Origin of the sequence: Microbacterium sp. Bi121, assembly GCF_918698005.1 — a bacterium.
Lineage (GTDB): Bacteria > Actinomycetota > Actinomycetes > Actinomycetales > Microbacteriaceae > Microbacterium.
The window spans coordinates 450,435-466,092 of the sequence record NZ_CAKKLJ010000002.1 but is presented as its reverse complement, the minus strand read 5'-3'; the positions used below and the strand labels follow the sequence as shown (position 1 = coordinate 466,092).

Annotated in this window: 15 protein-coding genes; 4 read left to right on the top strand and 11 right to left on the bottom strand. The window is 67.6% G+C overall.

Going from position 1 to position 15,658, the window contains the following annotated elements; all coding sequences use genetic code 11:
• From LQZ87_RS04880 to LQZ87_RS04855, 6 genes are all read right to left on the bottom strand, one after another.
• Nucleotides 1-321 (bottom strand): translation initiation factor IF-2 N-terminal domain-containing protein (locus LQZ87_RS04880; protein ID WP_230102323.1); only part of this gene is annotated, 321 nt, incomplete at its 3' end.
• A gap of 94 nt (nt 322-415) precedes the next feature.
• On the bottom strand, nt 416-688 hold the full coding sequence (locus LQZ87_RS04875; protein ID WP_230102322.1) for a YlxR family protein: 273 nt from the start codon (nt 686-688) through the stop codon (nt 416-418).
• A 41-nt stretch (nt 689-729) separates the two neighbouring features.
• Entirely contained in the window at nt 730-1,713 is a 984-nt protein-coding gene (gene nusA, locus LQZ87_RS04870) for a transcription termination factor NusA (RefSeq protein WP_230102321.1), read from the bottom strand.
• An 83-nt stretch (nt 1,714-1,796) separates the two neighbouring features.
• Nucleotides 1,797-2,783 (bottom strand): TIGR00730 family Rossman fold protein, encoded by a 987-nt coding sequence (locus tag LQZ87_RS04865; protein WP_230102320.1) that lies wholly within the window; start codon nt 2,781-2,783, stop codon nt 1,797-1,799.
• A gap of 50 nt (nt 2,784-2,833) precedes the next feature.
• Nucleotides 2,834-4,588 (bottom strand): proline--tRNA ligase, encoded by a 1,755-nt coding sequence (locus tag LQZ87_RS04860; RefSeq protein ID WP_230102319.1) that lies wholly within the window; start codon nt 4,586-4,588, stop codon nt 2,834-2,836.
• Nucleotides 4,589-4,628: 40 nt separating this feature from the next.
• Nucleotides 4,629-5,399: an isocitrate lyase/phosphoenolpyruvate mutase family protein gene (locus tag LQZ87_RS04855; RefSeq protein WP_230102318.1), complete on the bottom strand. Its 771-nt coding sequence runs from the start codon at nt 5,397-5,399 to the stop codon at nt 4,629-4,631.
• Between the two features lie 53 nt (nt 5,400-5,452).
• On the opposite strand from LQZ87_RS04855, the gene LQZ87_RS04850 reads away from it, so the two are divergent.
• Nucleotides 5,453-6,874 carry an RNB domain-containing ribonuclease gene (locus LQZ87_RS04850; RefSeq protein WP_230102317.1) on the top strand — a complete coding sequence of 474 codons (1,422 nt, stop codon included), beginning with the start codon at nt 5,453-5,455 and terminating at the stop codon, nt 6,872-6,874.
• Nucleotides 6,871-7,716, top strand: coding sequence for an aminoglycoside phosphotransferase family protein (locus LQZ87_RS04845; protein WP_230102316.1), 846 nt, complete (start codon nt 6,871-6,873; stop codon nt 7,714-7,716). Before LQZ87_RS04850 ends, LQZ87_RS04845 begins: the two co-directional genes overlap by 4 nt.
• Before the next feature lie 6 nt (nt 7,717-7,722).
• On the opposite strand, the gene LQZ87_RS04840 is transcribed toward LQZ87_RS04845, so the two are convergent.
• The gene (locus tag LQZ87_RS04840; protein ID WP_230102349.1) at nt 7,723-8,622 is read right to left on the bottom strand and encodes an aminoglycoside phosphotransferase family protein; all 900 of its coding nucleotides are present in this window, start codon (nt 8,620-8,622) and stop codon (nt 7,723-7,725) included.
• Nucleotides 8,623-8,651: 29 nt separating this feature from the next.
• Nucleotides 8,652-9,266 (bottom strand): HAD family hydrolase, encoded by a 615-nt coding sequence (locus LQZ87_RS04835; RefSeq protein WP_230102315.1) that lies wholly within the window; start codon nt 9,264-9,266, stop codon nt 8,652-8,654.
• Nucleotides 9,267-9,375: 109 nt separating this feature from the next.
• Between LQZ87_RS04835 and LQZ87_RS04830 the strand changes: the two genes are divergently transcribed.
• Entirely contained in the window at nt 9,376-10,197 is an 822-nt protein-coding gene (locus LQZ87_RS04830; RefSeq protein WP_230102314.1) for an HNH endonuclease signature motif containing protein, read from the top strand.
• Nucleotides 10,198-10,239: 42 nt separating this feature from the next.
• Here the strand turns inward: LQZ87_RS04830 and LQZ87_RS04825 are convergent, their stop codons facing one another.
• Nucleotides 10,240-11,097 (bottom strand): hypothetical protein, encoded by an 858-nt coding sequence (locus LQZ87_RS04825; RefSeq protein ID WP_230102313.1) that lies wholly within the window; start codon nt 11,095-11,097, stop codon nt 10,240-10,242.
• Complete coding sequence (ispG, locus tag LQZ87_RS04820; protein WP_230102348.1) at nt 11,097-12,227, bottom strand: flavodoxin-dependent (E)-4-hydroxy-3-methylbut-2-enyl-diphosphate synthase; 1,131 nt, start codon at nt 12,225-12,227, stop codon at nt 11,097-11,099. The genes LQZ87_RS04825 and ispG overlap by 1 nt, the downstream gene beginning before the upstream one ends.
• 210 nt (nt 12,228-12,437) lie before the next feature.
• Here ispG and LQZ87_RS04815 point away from each other — a divergent pair, with 210 nt between their 5' ends.
• Nucleotides 12,438-14,324 (top strand): chorismate-binding protein, encoded by a 1,887-nt coding sequence (locus tag LQZ87_RS04815; RefSeq protein ID WP_230102312.1) that lies wholly within the window; start codon nt 12,438-12,440, stop codon nt 14,322-14,324.
• Nucleotides 14,325-14,339: 15 nt separating this feature from the next.
• Here the strand turns inward: LQZ87_RS04815 and LQZ87_RS04810 are convergent, their stop codons facing one another.
• Nucleotides 14,340-15,650 (bottom strand): site-2 protease family protein, encoded by a 1,311-nt coding sequence (locus LQZ87_RS04810; RefSeq protein WP_230102311.1) that lies wholly within the window; start codon nt 15,648-15,650, stop codon nt 14,340-14,342.
• Nucleotides 15,651-15,658: the final 8 nt, after the last annotated feature.

Here is a 15,658-nt window from a genome sequence, read left to right as displayed (position 1 = left end):
CTCCGGGGCAGCGGGTGCCTCAGCGGCGGGCTTTTCGGCTGCCGGCTTCGGCCCGGGCTTGGGGCCAGGGGTCGGCGCCTTGGGGCCGGGCTTGGCCGCAGACGAGGAGGCCGCGGGCTTCGCCGCCGGCTTCTCGTCCGCCTTGGGCTTGATCGCGCCGTCCGCCTCGATGGCAGCACGGAGCTTGCGAGCCACCGGCGGCTCGATCGTCGACGAGGGGCTCTTGACGAACTCGCCGAGCTCCTTCAGTTTTGCAAGTGCGACCTTGCTGTCGACGCCGAGTTCAGCGGCGATCTCATGTACGCGTGGTTTACCAGCCACAATTCTCCTGTCTGGGTCGGTCTGCCCAGACAGGGCAGACCACTAGTCGCGGACGGGTCTCATTTCGAGCCGTTCACTTTGTTTCCATAGCCGTTCAGCCTTTGTTCTGCGGAAGGTGCTGTTCGATGGTCTGCGAGACGGCGGCCTCGGAGAATCCGATGGATGCCGGCACGCGTAGTGCTCGTGCGAAGGCCCGGCGCCGTACGGCGTTCTCCAGGCACTCTCGCGTCGGATGCACCCACGCGCCCCTCCCCGGCATCACAGCGCGATCATCGAAGATGAGAGCGTCTGGGGATGCCACCACTCTGAGAAGAGCAGATCGGGAAGCACGCATGCGACAGCCGACGCATGTCCGTACGGGATCCATCCTACACCGCACCGCTGGGTGACGACTCCGCGACGCGGACGTCAGTCCAAGATGCTGTCGGGCTGGATGTCGATCTTGGCGCCGGTGAGCTTGGCCGCGAGGCGGGCGTTCTGGCCCTCCTTGCCGATCGCCAGCGACAGCTGGTAGTCGGGCACCAGAGCGCGGACCGCCTTGGTGTTCGCATCCAGCACGAATGCGCTCGTCACCTTCGCGGGCGACAGCGCGTGCGCGACGAAGGTCGCGAGGTCGCCGTCGTGGTCGACGATGTCGATCTTCTCGCCGGCGAGCTCCTCCGTCACAGCGCGGACGCGGCGCCCGAGCTCTCCGATGCACGCGCCCTTGGCGTTGATCGACGGGTCGTTGGCCTTCACGGCGATCTTGGTCCTGTGGCCGGCCTCGCGCGCCAGCGACACGATCTCGACGAGACCGGCCGCGATCTCGGGAACCTCGAGCGCGAACAGCTTGCGCACCAGACCGGGGTGTGTGCGCGAGACCGTGATCTGCGGTCCCTTGAGACCCTTGGCGACGCTGGTCACGTAGACGCGCAGACGCGAACCGTGAGCGTACTCCTCGCCCGGCACCTGCTCCTCCGGCGGCAGGATCGCCTCGACGCTGCCGAGGTCGACGTGGATCATCCGCGGGTTCGGTCCCTGCTGGATGACGCCGGCGACGATGTCGCCCTCCTTGCCGCGGAACTCGCCGAGAACGGCGTCGTCGGCGATATCGCGCAGACGCTGGCTGATGACCTGCTTCGCGGCGAACGCGGCGATGCGGCCGAAGTCGTCGGGGGTGGCATCCTCTTCGCCGATCACGGCGCCCTCGTCGTCGGTGACGGGCTGCATGACGGTCACGTGACCGGTCTTGCTGTCGAGATCGACTCGCGCACCGGCCGGAACCGCGCCGTCAGCGGAGACGTGCTTGCCGTAAGCGGTCAGGATGGCCTGCTGAATGATCGTGACGAGTTCGTCGAAGGGAATCCCCTTCTCCTTCTCGATCCCTCGTAACAGCCCGAGTTCAATGTCCATGACGGCCTCCGTATTCAGCTCTTCGCCGCGGCATCGTGCACGCGCGGCATCCGTACAACGATACCCGCTCCGCGCGAGAGCTGTCAGCCGCGGGCCGACCCCAGAAGATTGATCGCGTCGATGAGCCGGTAAAGGCCCCCCACCTCGCGCTGACCGAGATGCAGAGCCAGACGCGGGAGCTCGATTCGATCGTTGTCCGCACGTTCGACGGGCAGGGCTCCGGAGCGCTCGATGCGCCCCTCGGCGACGATCGATGAGAATTCCTCGTTGAGGCGCTCGATCTCGGCATCCGTGGGCTGGTTCTTCAGTCGAAGCACCAGCAGGTCGTCGACCCAGCGCAGCGAGTCGTAGTTGTGCCAGAAGCCGGTGATCTCGGTCACTGCGTCTTCGGCGGAGTCGGTCACGAGCACGCGCTCGAAGTCGTCGGGCGAGATGACGCCTGCGGGAATCAGCGTGTCGATGATGAACCGCTCGAGGCCGCGCCAGAACGTACCACCCGGTTCGTCGAGCAGCACGATCGGCATGGGCTCGGCCTTGCCGGTCTGCTGCAGCGTGAGCAGCTCGAACATCTCGTCCAGCGTGCCGAAGCCGCCTGGCAGGCAGATGAAACCCGTGGACTCCTTGACCAGCATGAGCTTGCGCGTGAAGAAGTACTTCATCTCGACCGAGTGGGTCTCATCGGCGATCACCGCGCTGGGCTTCTCCTCGAACGGCAGGCGGATCGAGACTCCGAGTGCCATCCTCTCTCCCGCGCCCTCTGCTGCGGCCTGCATGATCCCGGGCCCCGCGCCCGTCACGACCATCCAACCTCGTTGGGCGAGCGCCTCGGCGACGGATCGGGCTTGGCTGTACAGCGGATCGTCCTGCCGTGTTCGCGCCGAACCGAACACGGTCACCTTGGGGACGTCCGCGTAGGGCTGGAACAGCCGGAAGGCGTCGCGCATCTCGGCCAGCGCCGCAGACGCGATCTTGAGGTTGAGCCGTTCCGTGCCGTCTTCGCCGAGCTGAATGCCGGTGCGCACGATCCTTCGGATCAGCGAGCGGTTCGCAGCCACGTCCGTCTCAGCCATGATTCGCTCGATGGCCTCGTTCAGTGCGTCGTGCTGCCCGTCCGTCATGATCAGCGTGTCAGTCGTGCGACGGCGTCAGCGAGCGCGAGGCTCTCGCGCTCCCCGGAGCGGCGGTCCCAGAGCTCGACCTGGCCGTCGGCGGCGCCACGGCCGACGACGAGCACCCGCGGGATGCCGACGAGCTCGGCGTCGCCGAACTTCACACCGGGCGACACCTTCGGGCGGTCGTCGTAGAGCACGTCGAGGCCTGCCGCCTCGAGGTCGGCCGACGCCTGCGCTGCGACGTCGAAGGCGACCTGGTCGCGTCCTGCGGCCACGACGTGAACGTCGAACGGCGCGACGGATGCCGGCCAGATCAGGCCCCGCTCGTCGTTGTTGAGCTCGGCGATTATCGCGAGGATGCGGGTGACGCCGATGCCGTACGAGCCCATCGTCACGGTCACGAGCTTGCCGTTCTCGTCGAGCACCTTGAGCCCCAGCGCCTCGGCGTACTTGCGGCCGAGCTGGAAGACGTGTCCGATCTCCATGCCGCGCGCGAGCGAGACAGGGCCGGAGCCGTCGGGGGCGGGGTCGCCGTCGCGGACGTTCGCGATCTCGACGATGCCGTCGGCGATGAAGTCGCGACCGGCGATGACCGTGTGCGCGTGCTTCTGATCGATGTTGGCGCCCGTGATCCACTGCGTGCCGTCGGCGACGCGGGGATCCACGAGGTAGCGGATACCGGTGGCGGACTCTTCGCCGAGGACGGCTCCGGTCGGCGACCAGGGTCCGATGTACCCCTTCACGAGCAGCGGATTCGCCTCGAAGTCGTCGGGCGTCGCCGTGGACACCTCGGCGGGCGCGAAGGCGACTTCGGCGCGTTTGTCGTCGACCTCGCGGTCGCCGGGGATGCCGACGACGACGAGTTCGCGGGTGCCGTCGAGATGGGTCAGCGCCAGCACGACGTTCTTGAGCGTGTCCGCCGCGGTGACCTCACGGTCGAGGACCGCGTTCGAGTGCGCGACGAGCGTTTCGATCGTCGGGGTGTTCGGGGAGTCGAAGACCACAGCCTCAGGCGCGTCATCGAAGGGGACGGCATCCGGAACCGCTGTCGTGAACGCTTCGACGTTGGCGGCGTACCCGCCCTCGCTGCGCACGAACGTGTCCTCGCCGACGGGCGTCGGGTGCAGGAACTCCTCGGAGCGCGAACCGCCCATGGCGCCGGCATCCGCCTGCACGATCGCGTACTCGAGCCCGAGGCGCTGGAAGATGCGCTCATAGGCGTCGCGCTGAGCCATGTAACTCGTGTCGAGGCCGGCATCGGATGCGTCGAACGAATACGCGTCCTTCATCGTGAACTCGCGACCGCGGAGCAGGCCTGCGCGCGGGCGCGCCTCGTCGCGGTATTTGTCCTGGATCTGGAAGATCGTCAGCGGCAGGTCCTTGTACGACGAGTACAGGTCCTTCACGAGCAGCGTGAAGGCCTCTTCGTGCGTCGGTGCGAGCAGGTAGTCGCCGCCCTTGCGATCCTGGAGTCGGAACAGCAGATCGCCGTACTCGTCCCAGCGCCCGGTTGCGGCGTACGCCTCGCGCGGCATGAGCGCCGGGAAGTGGACTTCCTGCGCGCCGGCGTCAGCCATCTCCTCACGGACGACGGCCTCGATCTTCGCCTTGACCTTGAGGCCCAGCGGCAGCCAGGCGAAGATACCTGCTGCCTGCGGTCGGATGTATCCGGCGCGGATCAGCAGCTTGTGGCTGGCGATCTCGGCGCCGGCCGGGTCTTCGCGGAGCGTGCGGAGGAAGAAGTTCGATAGACGTGTGACCACGCGTCAAGTCTAGTGACGCGTGATCACACGATCCGTACGGTCAGTTCAGGGCGCGCGTGCCCTCCGGGATCACGCCGTCGGCATACAGGCTGGTTGCGACATCCTGCACGGCGGTGAGGGCGACGCGCTGGATCATCGGACCGTACGAGATGCGGGCGACGCCGAGAGCCTCGTACTCGGACGCGGTGAGCGCACCCGGCAGGCCGATCACGCTGATCTTGCCGCGGCCGATGCCGTCGACGAGTTGGGTCGTGACGTCCGCATTCAGGATGCCGGGGATGAAGACACAGGTCGCGCCGGCGTCGAGGAAGGCACGACCTCGCTCGATCGCGTCCTTGATGCTCTCATCGATCGGCCGTTCTCCCGCACGCACGAACGCGTCGGTACGTGCGTTGAGGGCGAAGGGGATTCCTTCGGCCTCTGCTGCCTTGACGATCGATTCGACGACCGCTACGGATTCGCCGAGGGGCTTCAGACGGTCCTCGACATTGGCGCCGACGATGCCTGCGCCGATGGCGAGGCGGGTGGTCTCCCCCGCGTCGCCGTACGCATCGTCGAGGTCCGCGCTGACGGGGAGGTCGGTGGATGCCGCGATGATGCCGACCATGTCGATCATGAGATCGCGCGGAATCTGCCCATCGGCGTAGCCGAAGGTAGCGGCGATCGAGTGGCCGGCGGTGGCGAGCGCAGTGGTCTCGGGGAGGGCTGCGACGGCCTTGGCCGAGACGGAGTCCCAGATGTTGACGACCCGGAGGATCTCGGGGGCGGCGTAGAGCGAACGGAGGGTGCTTGCCTTCTCTGCAACGGTCATGGCTTCACGCTAGCCCTGTTCGCACGCTGCAGGGCGGGAATTAGGGTGGGGTCATGCCTCAGCGTCGCGCCCATGTCGCCCCGTCCGCTGCCCAGAGCGAGCTCGCCGCCGCGCTCGCGGCACTGCGCACCGGGTTGGATGCGCCTCGCGAGTTCTCCGTCGAGGCCGAGGCCGAGGCTGCGGCGGCGTCCCCACCGGCACCCGAACTCGATCTGCGCGGCGTGGCGTTCGCGACTCTGGACCCGGCGGGCGCGAAGGATCTCGATCAGGCGTTCCATCTGTCGAAGAACGGCACGGGCTACGTCGTGCGTTATGCGATCGCTGACGTGCCGGCGTTCGTCGCCCCGGGCGGAGCTGTGGATGCCGCCGCTCGTGAGCGCGGGCAGACACTCTACGCCGCGGACGGGCGCATCCCGCTGCATCCGCCGATCCTCAGCGAGGATCACGCGTCCCTGCTGCCGGATGTGGATCGCCCCGCTCTGGTGTGGACGTTCGATCTCACCTCTGACGGGTCGGTCTCGGCGTTCCGCCTGGAACGCGCTCTGATCCGCTCACGCGCACAACTCGACTACGTCACCACCCAGGCTGCGCTCGATCGTGGGGAGGACTCCCCCGCGTCACTGCTGCGCGAGATCGGCGAACTGCGGATCGCGAAGGAGCAGGAGCGCGGAGGCGCGAGCCTGAACATGCCCGACGAGGAGGTCGTTCAGAGTGCGGACGGCACCTACTCGATCGTCCGCGGAACCCCGCTGCCGGTCGAGGAGTGGAACGCGCAGCTCTCCCTCATGACCGGGATGGCGGCCGCCGAACTCATGGTCGACGCAAAGGTCGGCGTGCTGCGCACGATGCCCGCGCCCGACGAGCAGGCATTCGATGCCTTCCGCCGTCAGACCGAAGCGCTCGGCAGGCCGTGGACGACCGGTGAGTACGGAGAGTACCTGCGCAGCCTCGACCGCGACGACCCGCTGACGCTGCCCGTGCTGGAGGCCGCGGCTTCCCTGTTCCGCGGCGCCGGCTACGTGAGCTTCGACGGCTCCGTCCCCTCAGGCATCGAGCAGGCGGCCATCGCCGCCCCGTATGCACATGCCACCGCTCCCCTGCGACGCCTCGTCGACCGCTGGTCCCTGGCGATCTGCCTCGCGATCTCAGAGGGCTCGGAGGTGCCCGCGTGGGCACGCGAGTCGCTGAACGACCTGCCGGATCTCATGCAGGAGTCGTCGCAGCGGGCATCGCGGTTGAACGCAGACACGGTCAACCGCGTGGAGGCGGCGCTTCTTCGTCCGCTGATCGGCAAGACCATCCAGGCGACCATCATCGAGATCCGTGACGGCGGCGAGCGCGCCGGCATCCAGATCGCGGATCCGGCTGTGGCGGCATCCGCCCCCGTTCCTGCGGGCACGAAGCCGGGCGACACCGTGACGTTGACGGTCGTGTCCGCGGATATCGCGAAGGGCGAGGTGGAGTTCGCGCTGTGAGCGAATGGGGCCGACTCTCGCCTGTGCAGCAGGCATGGGCGCTCGAACACTTGGGAACCGCCGAAGTCGTCCGCGACATGTCATGGAACCTCGTCGAATCGATCGTGCTCCACGTGCGCACAAGTGCAGGCGACGTGGTCGTGAAGGCCGGGGATGCGAACAACCACCACATCGCTCGGGAGCTGTCCGCCCATCCGAGGCACACCGGGCCGCTCGTCGCCTCCGGACATGCCGCGAGACTGCGCGCGGCGGACGCGGATCTGCGCGTCATGATTCTCGACCATCTGCCCGGCCAGTTACTGGAAGGCACTGATGCTGAACAGCAGCCAGCGGCGTACGAGCAGGCGGGCGCACTCCTGCGCCGACTGCACGAGCAGGAGACCCGGGAGGACGCGGAGTACTGGACGCGAACGATCGCGCGGGCCCTGTCCTGGCTCGACAAGCCGAACCGTCTGGACGCCGAGGCTTCGGCTGAAGCCCGGCGCATCCTGCTGTCCTCCTGCCTCACCTCGGCGGCCGTGGTGCCCACCCACGGTGACTGGCAGCCGCGGAACTGGCTGATCGACGGCGATGTCGTGCGCGTCATCGACTTCGGGCGATTCGGATTCCGTCCCGCGGCGACGGATCTCACTCGGCTCGCGGCGAAGCAGTGGCGCAACCGCCCCGATCTGGAGTCCGCATTCTTCGCGGGGTATGGGAACGATCCGCGTGAGCGCAACCAGTGGCGGCTGGAGCGCCTACAGGAAGCCGTCGGCACCGCGTGCTGGGCCTTCGCAGTGGGTGACGTCGAGTTCGAGGCCCAGGGACATCGGATGCTGGCCGAGATTCTGTCGGAGTTCTGACGCCCGCTAGTCGCCCATCTCGTCCTCGTCGAGGATCCGTCGCAGCGTGCTGCGCCCGAGAGCGCTCATCGTCGGATTGGAGTCCGCGTAGTACCAGACCAGACCCATGGCCTGCTGGAACGCCCACGCTCTGCCCCTGTTCCACTCGAGGTCGTCGGATCCCAGGTCCGCACGGAGCACGGCACGCGCATCGGCCTCGAGCAGATGCCAGGCCGCCACGAGGTCGAGGGATGGGTCGGCCGGACCGAAGGCGCCGCCGTCTAGGACGCCGACGAGTCGGCCGTTCTCGATGAGGAGGTTGCCGGGGATCAGGTCGCCGTGGGTCATCGCGAGCGCGCCCGGATCGGGCAGCTCTCGCAGTTCCTCCCAGAGGGCGCGCAGATCGTCGACCGGGAGCAGTCCCGTGCTCTTCGTGAAGCAGAGGTCCATCCACTCGTCCGCGTCCTGCAGGTTCCCACCACGACCGACGCCGGAGAATCCGCGCCCCCCGGTGTCCGTCGCGCGCACGGCGCGGATGAGCGTTGCCAGGTCCGTGGCGAACTCCGGCGAATGCGAGACGGCATCCGGTGTCGCGACAATGCCGGGGATCCACGTCTGAACCGACCACGGCAGCGGGTAGCCGGCGCCCGGCTGTCCGAGCGCGACAGGGCGGGGAGCCGAGAACGGAGAGGCACCGGCGAACGCGGCGAGCGCAGCGGCCTCGCGGCGCAGCGTCTCGGCCGCGGCATCCGGATCGTCCCCGGTGAGCGGGAGACGCGCGGCGTGATCCTCCCCGATGCGGAAGATCGCGTTCACGGTGCCCGAACCGGCGACGCGTCGGATCGGCATCGAGCGCCACTGCGGGAACTGATCGTCGACCAGTTTCCTGAGGGTCCCGTCGTCGATGGACACCTCGTCGTCGTGCATCCTCACAGTCATGAGGGTATCGGCACGGGTCATTCCGCCAGGAAGTCCTCGATCGCGGCGATCGTCGAGACGTTATCTCGATGCAGAACAGCACGGATGCCGCACCGCTCGGCGCCGCGCTTCGGACCTTCGTTGTCGTCGATGAAGAGGACCTGCTCCGGGGACGCGCCCATCCTGTCGAGCGCGGCTTCGTATGCGCCGGCATCCGGCTTCGCCGCACCCTGCTCGTGGCTGTAGCAGATCGGATCGAAGATCGATGAGAAGCCGAAACGCCGTTCCTCCTCCTCGCGCGCGCCATCGCCGGAGTTCGACAGGATCGCCAGACCCGCGCGCCCCGTCAGAGAGCGCGCGTGATCGAGGAGTTGGATGTTCGCCTCGCCGCAGTAGGCGTCCCACATCTGTTCCCGCATCGCGGCGACTTCCGCGTCGTCGATGTCCAGGGCGATGCCGAATTTCCGCCAGTACTCCCCCGCGACGCCCGCCTGCACCGTCGTGTCAGGAAGGTCTGCGGCATCCAAGCGGTCACGCAGTTCATCGACGGGGATGCCGAGGCGATCGCTCCAGCTCTCCTCCAGTCGTTGCGGCCAGGTGTGATCGTCGACGAGTTCGAGGACGCCGCCGATGTCGTAGAGAATCCACTTCATCGGGGCAACCTAGCGCGGAATGCCGAGTGTTGGGCATTCGCCACCCGTGTCAGCGCGCTGCGATGTCGAATTCTTCTTCGAATGTCGGTGGTCTGCGAGAACATGAGTCATGGCCTTCTTCACCGACATCACCGACAGGATCAGCGCGATGCGCGATCTCGTCGGCGAGTGCGCCGAGGCCGAAGAACTGCCCGACCGCATCGAATCCCTCGCGGACGAATCCGTGATCTCGGTCCTCCGGGAGGCGAATGAGATCGTTCAGGCAGTGGAGCAGATGAGCCTGGTGGCATCCGGCGTGATCTCTCGGCGCTCCCGGCGAGAAGCCGGTCACTCCGGGCTCGCCCAGACGCACGGGCACCGCAACGCGACCTCCCTCATCCAGGACATCACCGGAACCTCTCGAGCGGATGCTGTGCGCCAGAGCCGCGTCGGCGAATCCCTTCTCGACGCCGAGGAAGAGACACCATCACCTGGCGAATCGCCCGATGGCGAGCGCCCCGGCGACGGGGCAGACGAGAATGCGATTCACATGGATGCCGCTGCTCCCGCACGCTGGGACGAACCGCTGCGAACAGCCCTGTTCAAGCGAGTGATCTCGAATCAGCAGCACGATGCGATCCGGCGCGGCCTCGGCGAGCCCCCGACCCCGGAGGGTGCTGCGGAAGCGGTGATCCACGGATTCGCCGCGCACCACATCGATCCGTTCTCGGAGGGCGGCAGAACAGACATCGATCGCGGGATCCTGCTGTGCCGGTTCCACCATATGGAGCCGCATCACGGGCAGTGGCGCATCCTGCGCGACGGCACCGAGGAGTTCCGCCTCCGACATCGTTCCGGCGAAGAGCATGAACTGAGACCTCGTGCGGTTCTCGCGTATGCGTGGGCGGGAATAGACCCACCGCCGAAACGATTCCGGCCGGAGGCCGCCTGAACGCGAAGCCGCCTGATGAGAAGCGGGCGTGAGGGCTGCTGCCTACTCGGACGGCACCACCGACGTCGTCATCACGAGAAGCTGAGGGTCGGAGAGATCCAACGACACGGAGATCGACGCGAACTCGGCGAGCGAGCGCACATGCGTGCCGCCGCACGGGAAGGAGACCTCGCCGTTGGGCAGCTCGCACACCCAGCGCCTGAGGTCGACGATCGTCGGGCCGTCGACATCGATCCGGCTCGCGGAGCCGGCGTCGACCCACCCGGCGAGCAGCTCGTTGATGCGAGCCACACGCTCGCCGAGCGACGCGGCCAACCCCTCGGTGTCGAACCCAGCCTTGCGCAGGCTCTTGCCGAGCCGGTACTCGTCAACGCTGCCGTTCGCTTGGATCCGGCTGGACTGATTCGCCCGGCCCTCGAAGTCTGGGTTGCCCAGCGGGTCGACGCCGACCTCCTTGCGCCACAGATCGGCGAGCGCGGCGTCCAGAGCTAGTGAGGCGAGATGGCAGGCCGTGTGCCCGCGGCTGAGACCCGCACGGGTGTCAGCATCCACCTCGAGCGCGACACGATGCCCCGGGGCGACGTCAATCGGGATGTCGCCGTCGACACGGTGACCGACCAGCCAGGTCCAGCCCTCACCGCCCCGCTTGACGGGAATATCGGCTCCGATGGCCAGCAGACCCTCGTCGCTCACGGCCGCCATGACGGCTTCTGCCACCGGCATCCGGTGATCACCGGCGACGATCGCGCCGGAATCGCCCGGTTGGTCCGGCCAGGTGTGGTCCACCGGGTGGAAGGGTGTCGCATCGACGATGACGATCGACGCCGCACGGTCGACCAGAAGCACTTCGGCATCCCCGGTGAGAGACCCTGCGGGGAAAGTGACGTTCGTGGAGCGCATCAGGCTGTGATCACCTGAGCGGTGCCCGGCTTTGCGTCCGGTCCCATCTCGTCGGCGATGCGGTTCGCCTCCTCGATGAGGGTGGCGACGATGTCTGCCTCGGGGACGGTCTTGATGACCTCGCCCTTGACGAAGATCTGCCCCTTGCCGTTGCCGGAAGCCACTCCGAGGTCGGCCTCGCGCGCCTCGCCGGGACCGTTGACCACACAGCCCATGACGGCGACGCGCAGGGGAACGGTGACGTCCTTGAGCCCCTCGGTCACCGAATCGGCAAGCGAGTACACGTCGACCTGTGCGCGGCCGCACGACGGGCACGACACGATCTCGAGCTTGCGCTCGCGCAGGTTCAGCGATTGCAGGATCTGGTGGCCCACCTTGACCTCCTCCGCAGGAGGCGCCGACAGCGAGACGCGGATCGTGTCGCCGATGCCCTCCGAGAGCAGGATGCCGAAGGCCGTGGCCGACTTGATCGTGCCCTGGAACGCGGGCCCGGCCTCTGTGACGCCGAGGTGCAGCGGCCAGTCGCCCCGCTCGGCGAGCTGGCGATAGGCCTTGACCATGACGATCGGGTCGTTGTGCTTGACCGAGATCTTGAAGTCGTGGAAGTCGTGCTCCTCGAACAGCGATGCCTCCCAGACGGCGCTCTCGACGAGCGCCTCAGCGGTCGCCTTGCCGTACTTCTGGAGGATCCTCTTGTCGAGCGAGCCGGCGTTGACGCCGATGCGCAGCGAGACGCCGGCAGCCTTGGCCGCCGCCGCGATCTTGCCGACGTTGCCGTCGAACTCCCGGATGTTGCCCGGGTTCACGCGCACGGCGCCGCAGCCGGCGTCGATAGCGGTGTAGATGTAGCGGGGCTGGAAGTGGATGTCGGCGATCACCGGGATCTGACTCTTCATCGCGATGATCTTCAGCGCGTCGGCATCGTCCTGATGCGGCACAGCCACGCGCACGATCTCGCAACCGGATGCAGTCAGCTCGGCTATCTGCTGAAGCGTCCCATTGATGTCGGTCGTCTTGGTCGTCGTCATCGACTGGACGCTGACAGGCGCGTCACCGCCGACCAGCACCTTGCCGACCTTGATCTGACGGGACTTGCGACGAGGGCTCAGGACTTCGGGGACGCTCGGCATCCCAAGATTGACTGCAGGCACGACTCAAGGTTACGCGGCTCTCATCGACAGGGGCTGGATGCCACCCAGCACTGTGATAGTTTCAGCGCATGCGAACGATCACCTGGTGGCCCGCCTTCTAGGCGGTGCGTTCGCAGATACTCGAATCCAGACCGCCTCCGGGGCGGTCTTTTCGTATGTCCGAGCCGGAGCACTCCACAGGAGACATCGATGACCGAACCCCTGCTCGCCGCGCTCGCCGACGACCCGGACGCCTCCTTCGTGCTGATCGCCCGCGACGGCGCGCAGACCGTCGAGATCCTCACCGGGCAGATCCACGACGTCGACCTGCTCGGCGACATCCCGCTCACCCGCGACGGCATCGCCCGCGAAGTGTTCGCGATGGTCCCGTACCGGCAGGTGCGCGAGCGCGGCTTCGACGCCGTGGACGACGGCACTCCCCTGCGCTGCCTGATGGTCGACGATCACCGGCACCTCCCGATCAGGGAGGCGCTCGCCGCCCTGCCCGCCGAACCCGTGCCCCTGACAGACGCCGGGTTCGACATCAGCGACGACGACTACGCCGAGATCGTCACCCGCGTCATCTCCGACGAGATCGGACGAGGCGAGGGCGCGAACTTCGTCATCCGCCGCGACTACACCGCGACAGTGGATGCCGACGAACGACGGGCCGCCCTCACCTGGTTCCGCGCCCTGCTCGAACACGAGCGCGGAGCGTACTGGACGTTCGCGGTCGTCACGCCCGGGTACATCGCCGTGGGTGCGAGTCCCGAGGCCCACGTCGTCGCCCGCGACGGGATCGTCACCATGAACCCGATCTCCGGAACCTTCCGCCACCCCGCGGGCGGCGCGACGAAGGAGACGCTGATCGGATTCCTCTCCTCCACCAAGGAGACCGAAGAGCTCTTCATGGTCGTGGACGAGGAGCTCAAGATGATGAGCGCCGTCTGCTCGGACGGCGGCCGCATCACCGGCCCGCACCTGAAGCAGATGTCGCGCCTCACGCACACCGAGTACATGTTGCGCGGCCGCAGTCGCCTCGACCCGCGCGACATCCTCCGCGAGACGATGTTCGCCCCGACCGTCACGGGCTCACCGATGCAGAACGCGTGCGCCGTGATCCGGCGGCACGAAACCAGCCCGCGCGGCTACTACTCCGGCGTCGCAGCCCTCTTCACCCCCAACGTCGAGGGCGGGCACGACGTCGACGCGCCGATCCTCATCCGCACCGTCTATCTCGAGAACGGCCGCCTCCGCGTTCCCGTCGGCGCCACGCTCGTGCGTCACTCCGACCCGTACGGCGAGGTCAGCGAGACGCACGGCAAGGCCGCCGGCGTCCTCGGCGCCATCGGCGCGATCCCCCGCGACACGGTGGCGGAGACGACGGCCGACCCGGACCAGCCGGATGCCGCTCCGGTGACGCTCGCGGACGACCCCGAGGTGGCCGAACTGCTCGCCTCGCGCAACTCGCGCCTGGCCGAGTTCTGGATCAACCCGCAGGGCGACGGCGCTTCCGGCCCGTTCGCCGGCCGGAGCGCACTGGTGATCGACGCCGAGGACCGCTTCACCACCATGCTCGCCCACCAGCTGCGACACCTGGGGCTCGACGCCAGGATCGTGCCGTGGAGCGAGGTGCAGGATGCCGATGTCAACGCGGCCGAGCTCGTCGTCGCCGGGCCCGGTCCCGGCGACCCGCGGGACGTGGTTTCGCCGCGCATCTCGCGTATGCGCGAGATCGTGACGCGCCGGAACCACCAGGGCCGCCCACTGCTGGCGGTGTGCCTCAGCCATCAGATCCTCGCGGATTCGCTGGGCATCGATCTCGTACCGCTGAGCAGTCCGCATCAGGGACTGCAGAAGACCGTCCCGATCTTCGGAGAGGATGCCTCGATCGGCTTCTACAACACATTCACCGCCCGAGTCGCCCCCGGCACGGAGCGGGTGGGAGCGGCGGCGGTCTCAGCCGACCCCGTCACCGGCGACGTGTACGCCCTGCGCGGCGAGCGCTTCGCCAGCGTCCAGGGACACCTCGAGTCGATCCTGTCGCGCGACGGCATCCGCACCCTCGAGCGGCTGATCGCGCACGCGCTCGGCTGACTACTGCGCACCTGACTACTGGAACAGGTTCACCGGGTTCACGACGTCGGCGATCATCAACAGCGCGCCCATCGCGATCAGCACGACGGCGACGACGACCGTGAGCGGCACGAGCCTGGTCGCATCCACTGGTACGGGCGGCGGGCGACGGAACAGCTGCGCCCACGCGCGCCGGATGCCGTCCCACAGCGCCACCGCGACGTGCCCCCCGTCCAGCGGCAGCAGCGGGATGAGGTTGAACACGAAGAGTGCGACGTTCAGCGAGCCGAGGAGGCTCAGCAGCACGACGAAGCGGTTCAGGATCGGAGCATCCGTCGCGGCGACCTCGCCGGCGAGGCGCCCGACGCCGACGACGCTCAGGGGGCCGTCCGGGTCACGATCGGATCCGGTGACGAGGGAGACGCCGACGTCCCAGAGCTTCACCGGCAGCTGAACGATCAGCTCACCCACGCGTGCGACGTTCTGGCCGGTCAGCTCCGCACCTGTGCCGATGGGCTGCGGTACGAATCCCATCTGCGCGCCCATGCCGACATACCCGACCTCCGCGACGATCTGCTGGCCGTTCGCATCCAGCCGCGGCTGTCCCCCGGCGTCCGTCAGCTCTCGTTTCGCAGCGATCGGAGTGATCGACAGGTGCTGCTGCCCGCCGTCGCGCGAGACCACGAGGTCGAGGGTCTTCCCCGGCGACGCCTGCACGATCTCCGTCGCGTCGGCGAAATCCGATACTGGCTGACCGTCGATCGAGACGAGCACATCACCCGGCACGATGCCGGCCTCAGCAGCGGGGGATGCCGGATCGCCCGGTTCGCACTCGGTCTGCGTGGTCCCGGCCGGCAGAACACACTCCGTCACACTGGCGATCGTCGTCGTGCCCTGCTGCAGACCGATCCCGGATGCCAGGATCGTGAAGATCACTGCAGCGAGAACCAGATTCATCACCGGGCCGCCGAGCATGACGATGATCCGCTTCCAGACCGGCAACCGGTAGAACACGCGCTCCTCGGCACCCTCCGCGATCGTCTCGTCGTTCGCGGTCCGAGCATCCTGGACCAGCGACGCGAAGAGCCCTCGCACCTGCTTGCCGTCGGATGCCGGATACATGCCCGACATCGAGATGAAGCCGCCGACCGGCAGAGCCTTGAAGCCGTACTCGGTCTCGCCGATGCGCTTGGACCAGAGTCGGGGCCCGAATCCGATCATGTACTGACCCACCCGCACACCGAACAGCTTCGCCGGGACGAGATGCCCGATCTCGTGCAACCCGATCGACAGTCCGAGGCCGATCAGCATGAACACGATGCCGAGGATGTAGAGGAGGATTTCCACTCCCCAAA

Coding starts and splice junctions, on each gene's coding strand:
- LQZ87_RS04825 (WP_230102313.1), bottom strand. CDS start 11,097: ATGCGCTCCACGAACGTCACTTTCCCCGCAGGGTCTCTCACCGGGGAT.
- ispG (WP_230102348.1), bottom strand. CDS start 12,227: ATGCCGAGCGTCCCCGAAGTCCTGAGCCCTCGTCGCAAGTCCCGTCAG.
- LQZ87_RS04865 (WP_230102320.1), bottom strand. CDS start 2,783: ATGGCTGAGACGGACGTGGCTGCGAACCGCTCGCTGATCCGAAGGATC.
- LQZ87_RS04830 (WP_230102314.1), top strand. CDS start 9,376: ATGGCCTTCTTCACCGACATCACCGACAGGATCAGCGCGATGCGCGAT.
- LQZ87_RS04840 (WP_230102349.1), bottom strand. CDS start 8,622: ATGCACGACGACGAGGTGTCCATCGACGACGGGACCCTCAGGAAACTG.
- LQZ87_RS04835 (WP_230102315.1), bottom strand. CDS start 9,266: ATGAAGTGGATTCTCTACGACATCGGCGGCGTCCTCGAACTCGTCGAC.
- LQZ87_RS04855 (WP_230102318.1), bottom strand. CDS start 5,399: ATGACCGTTGCAGAGAAGGCAAGCACCCTCCGTTCGCTCTACGCCGCC.
- LQZ87_RS04875 (WP_230102322.1), bottom strand. CDS start 688: ATGGATCCCGTACGGACATGCGTCGGCTGTCGCATGCGTGCTTCCCGA.
- LQZ87_RS04850 (WP_230102317.1), top strand. CDS start 5,453: ATGCCTCAGCGTCGCGCCCATGTCGCCCCGTCCGCTGCCCAGAGCGAG.
- nusA (WP_230102321.1), bottom strand. CDS start 1,713: ATGGACATTGAACTCGGGCTGTTACGAGGGATCGAGAAGGAGAAGGGG.
- LQZ87_RS04815 (WP_230102312.1), top strand. CDS start 12,438: ATGACCGAACCCCTGCTCGCCGCGCTCGCCGACGACCCGGACGCCTCC.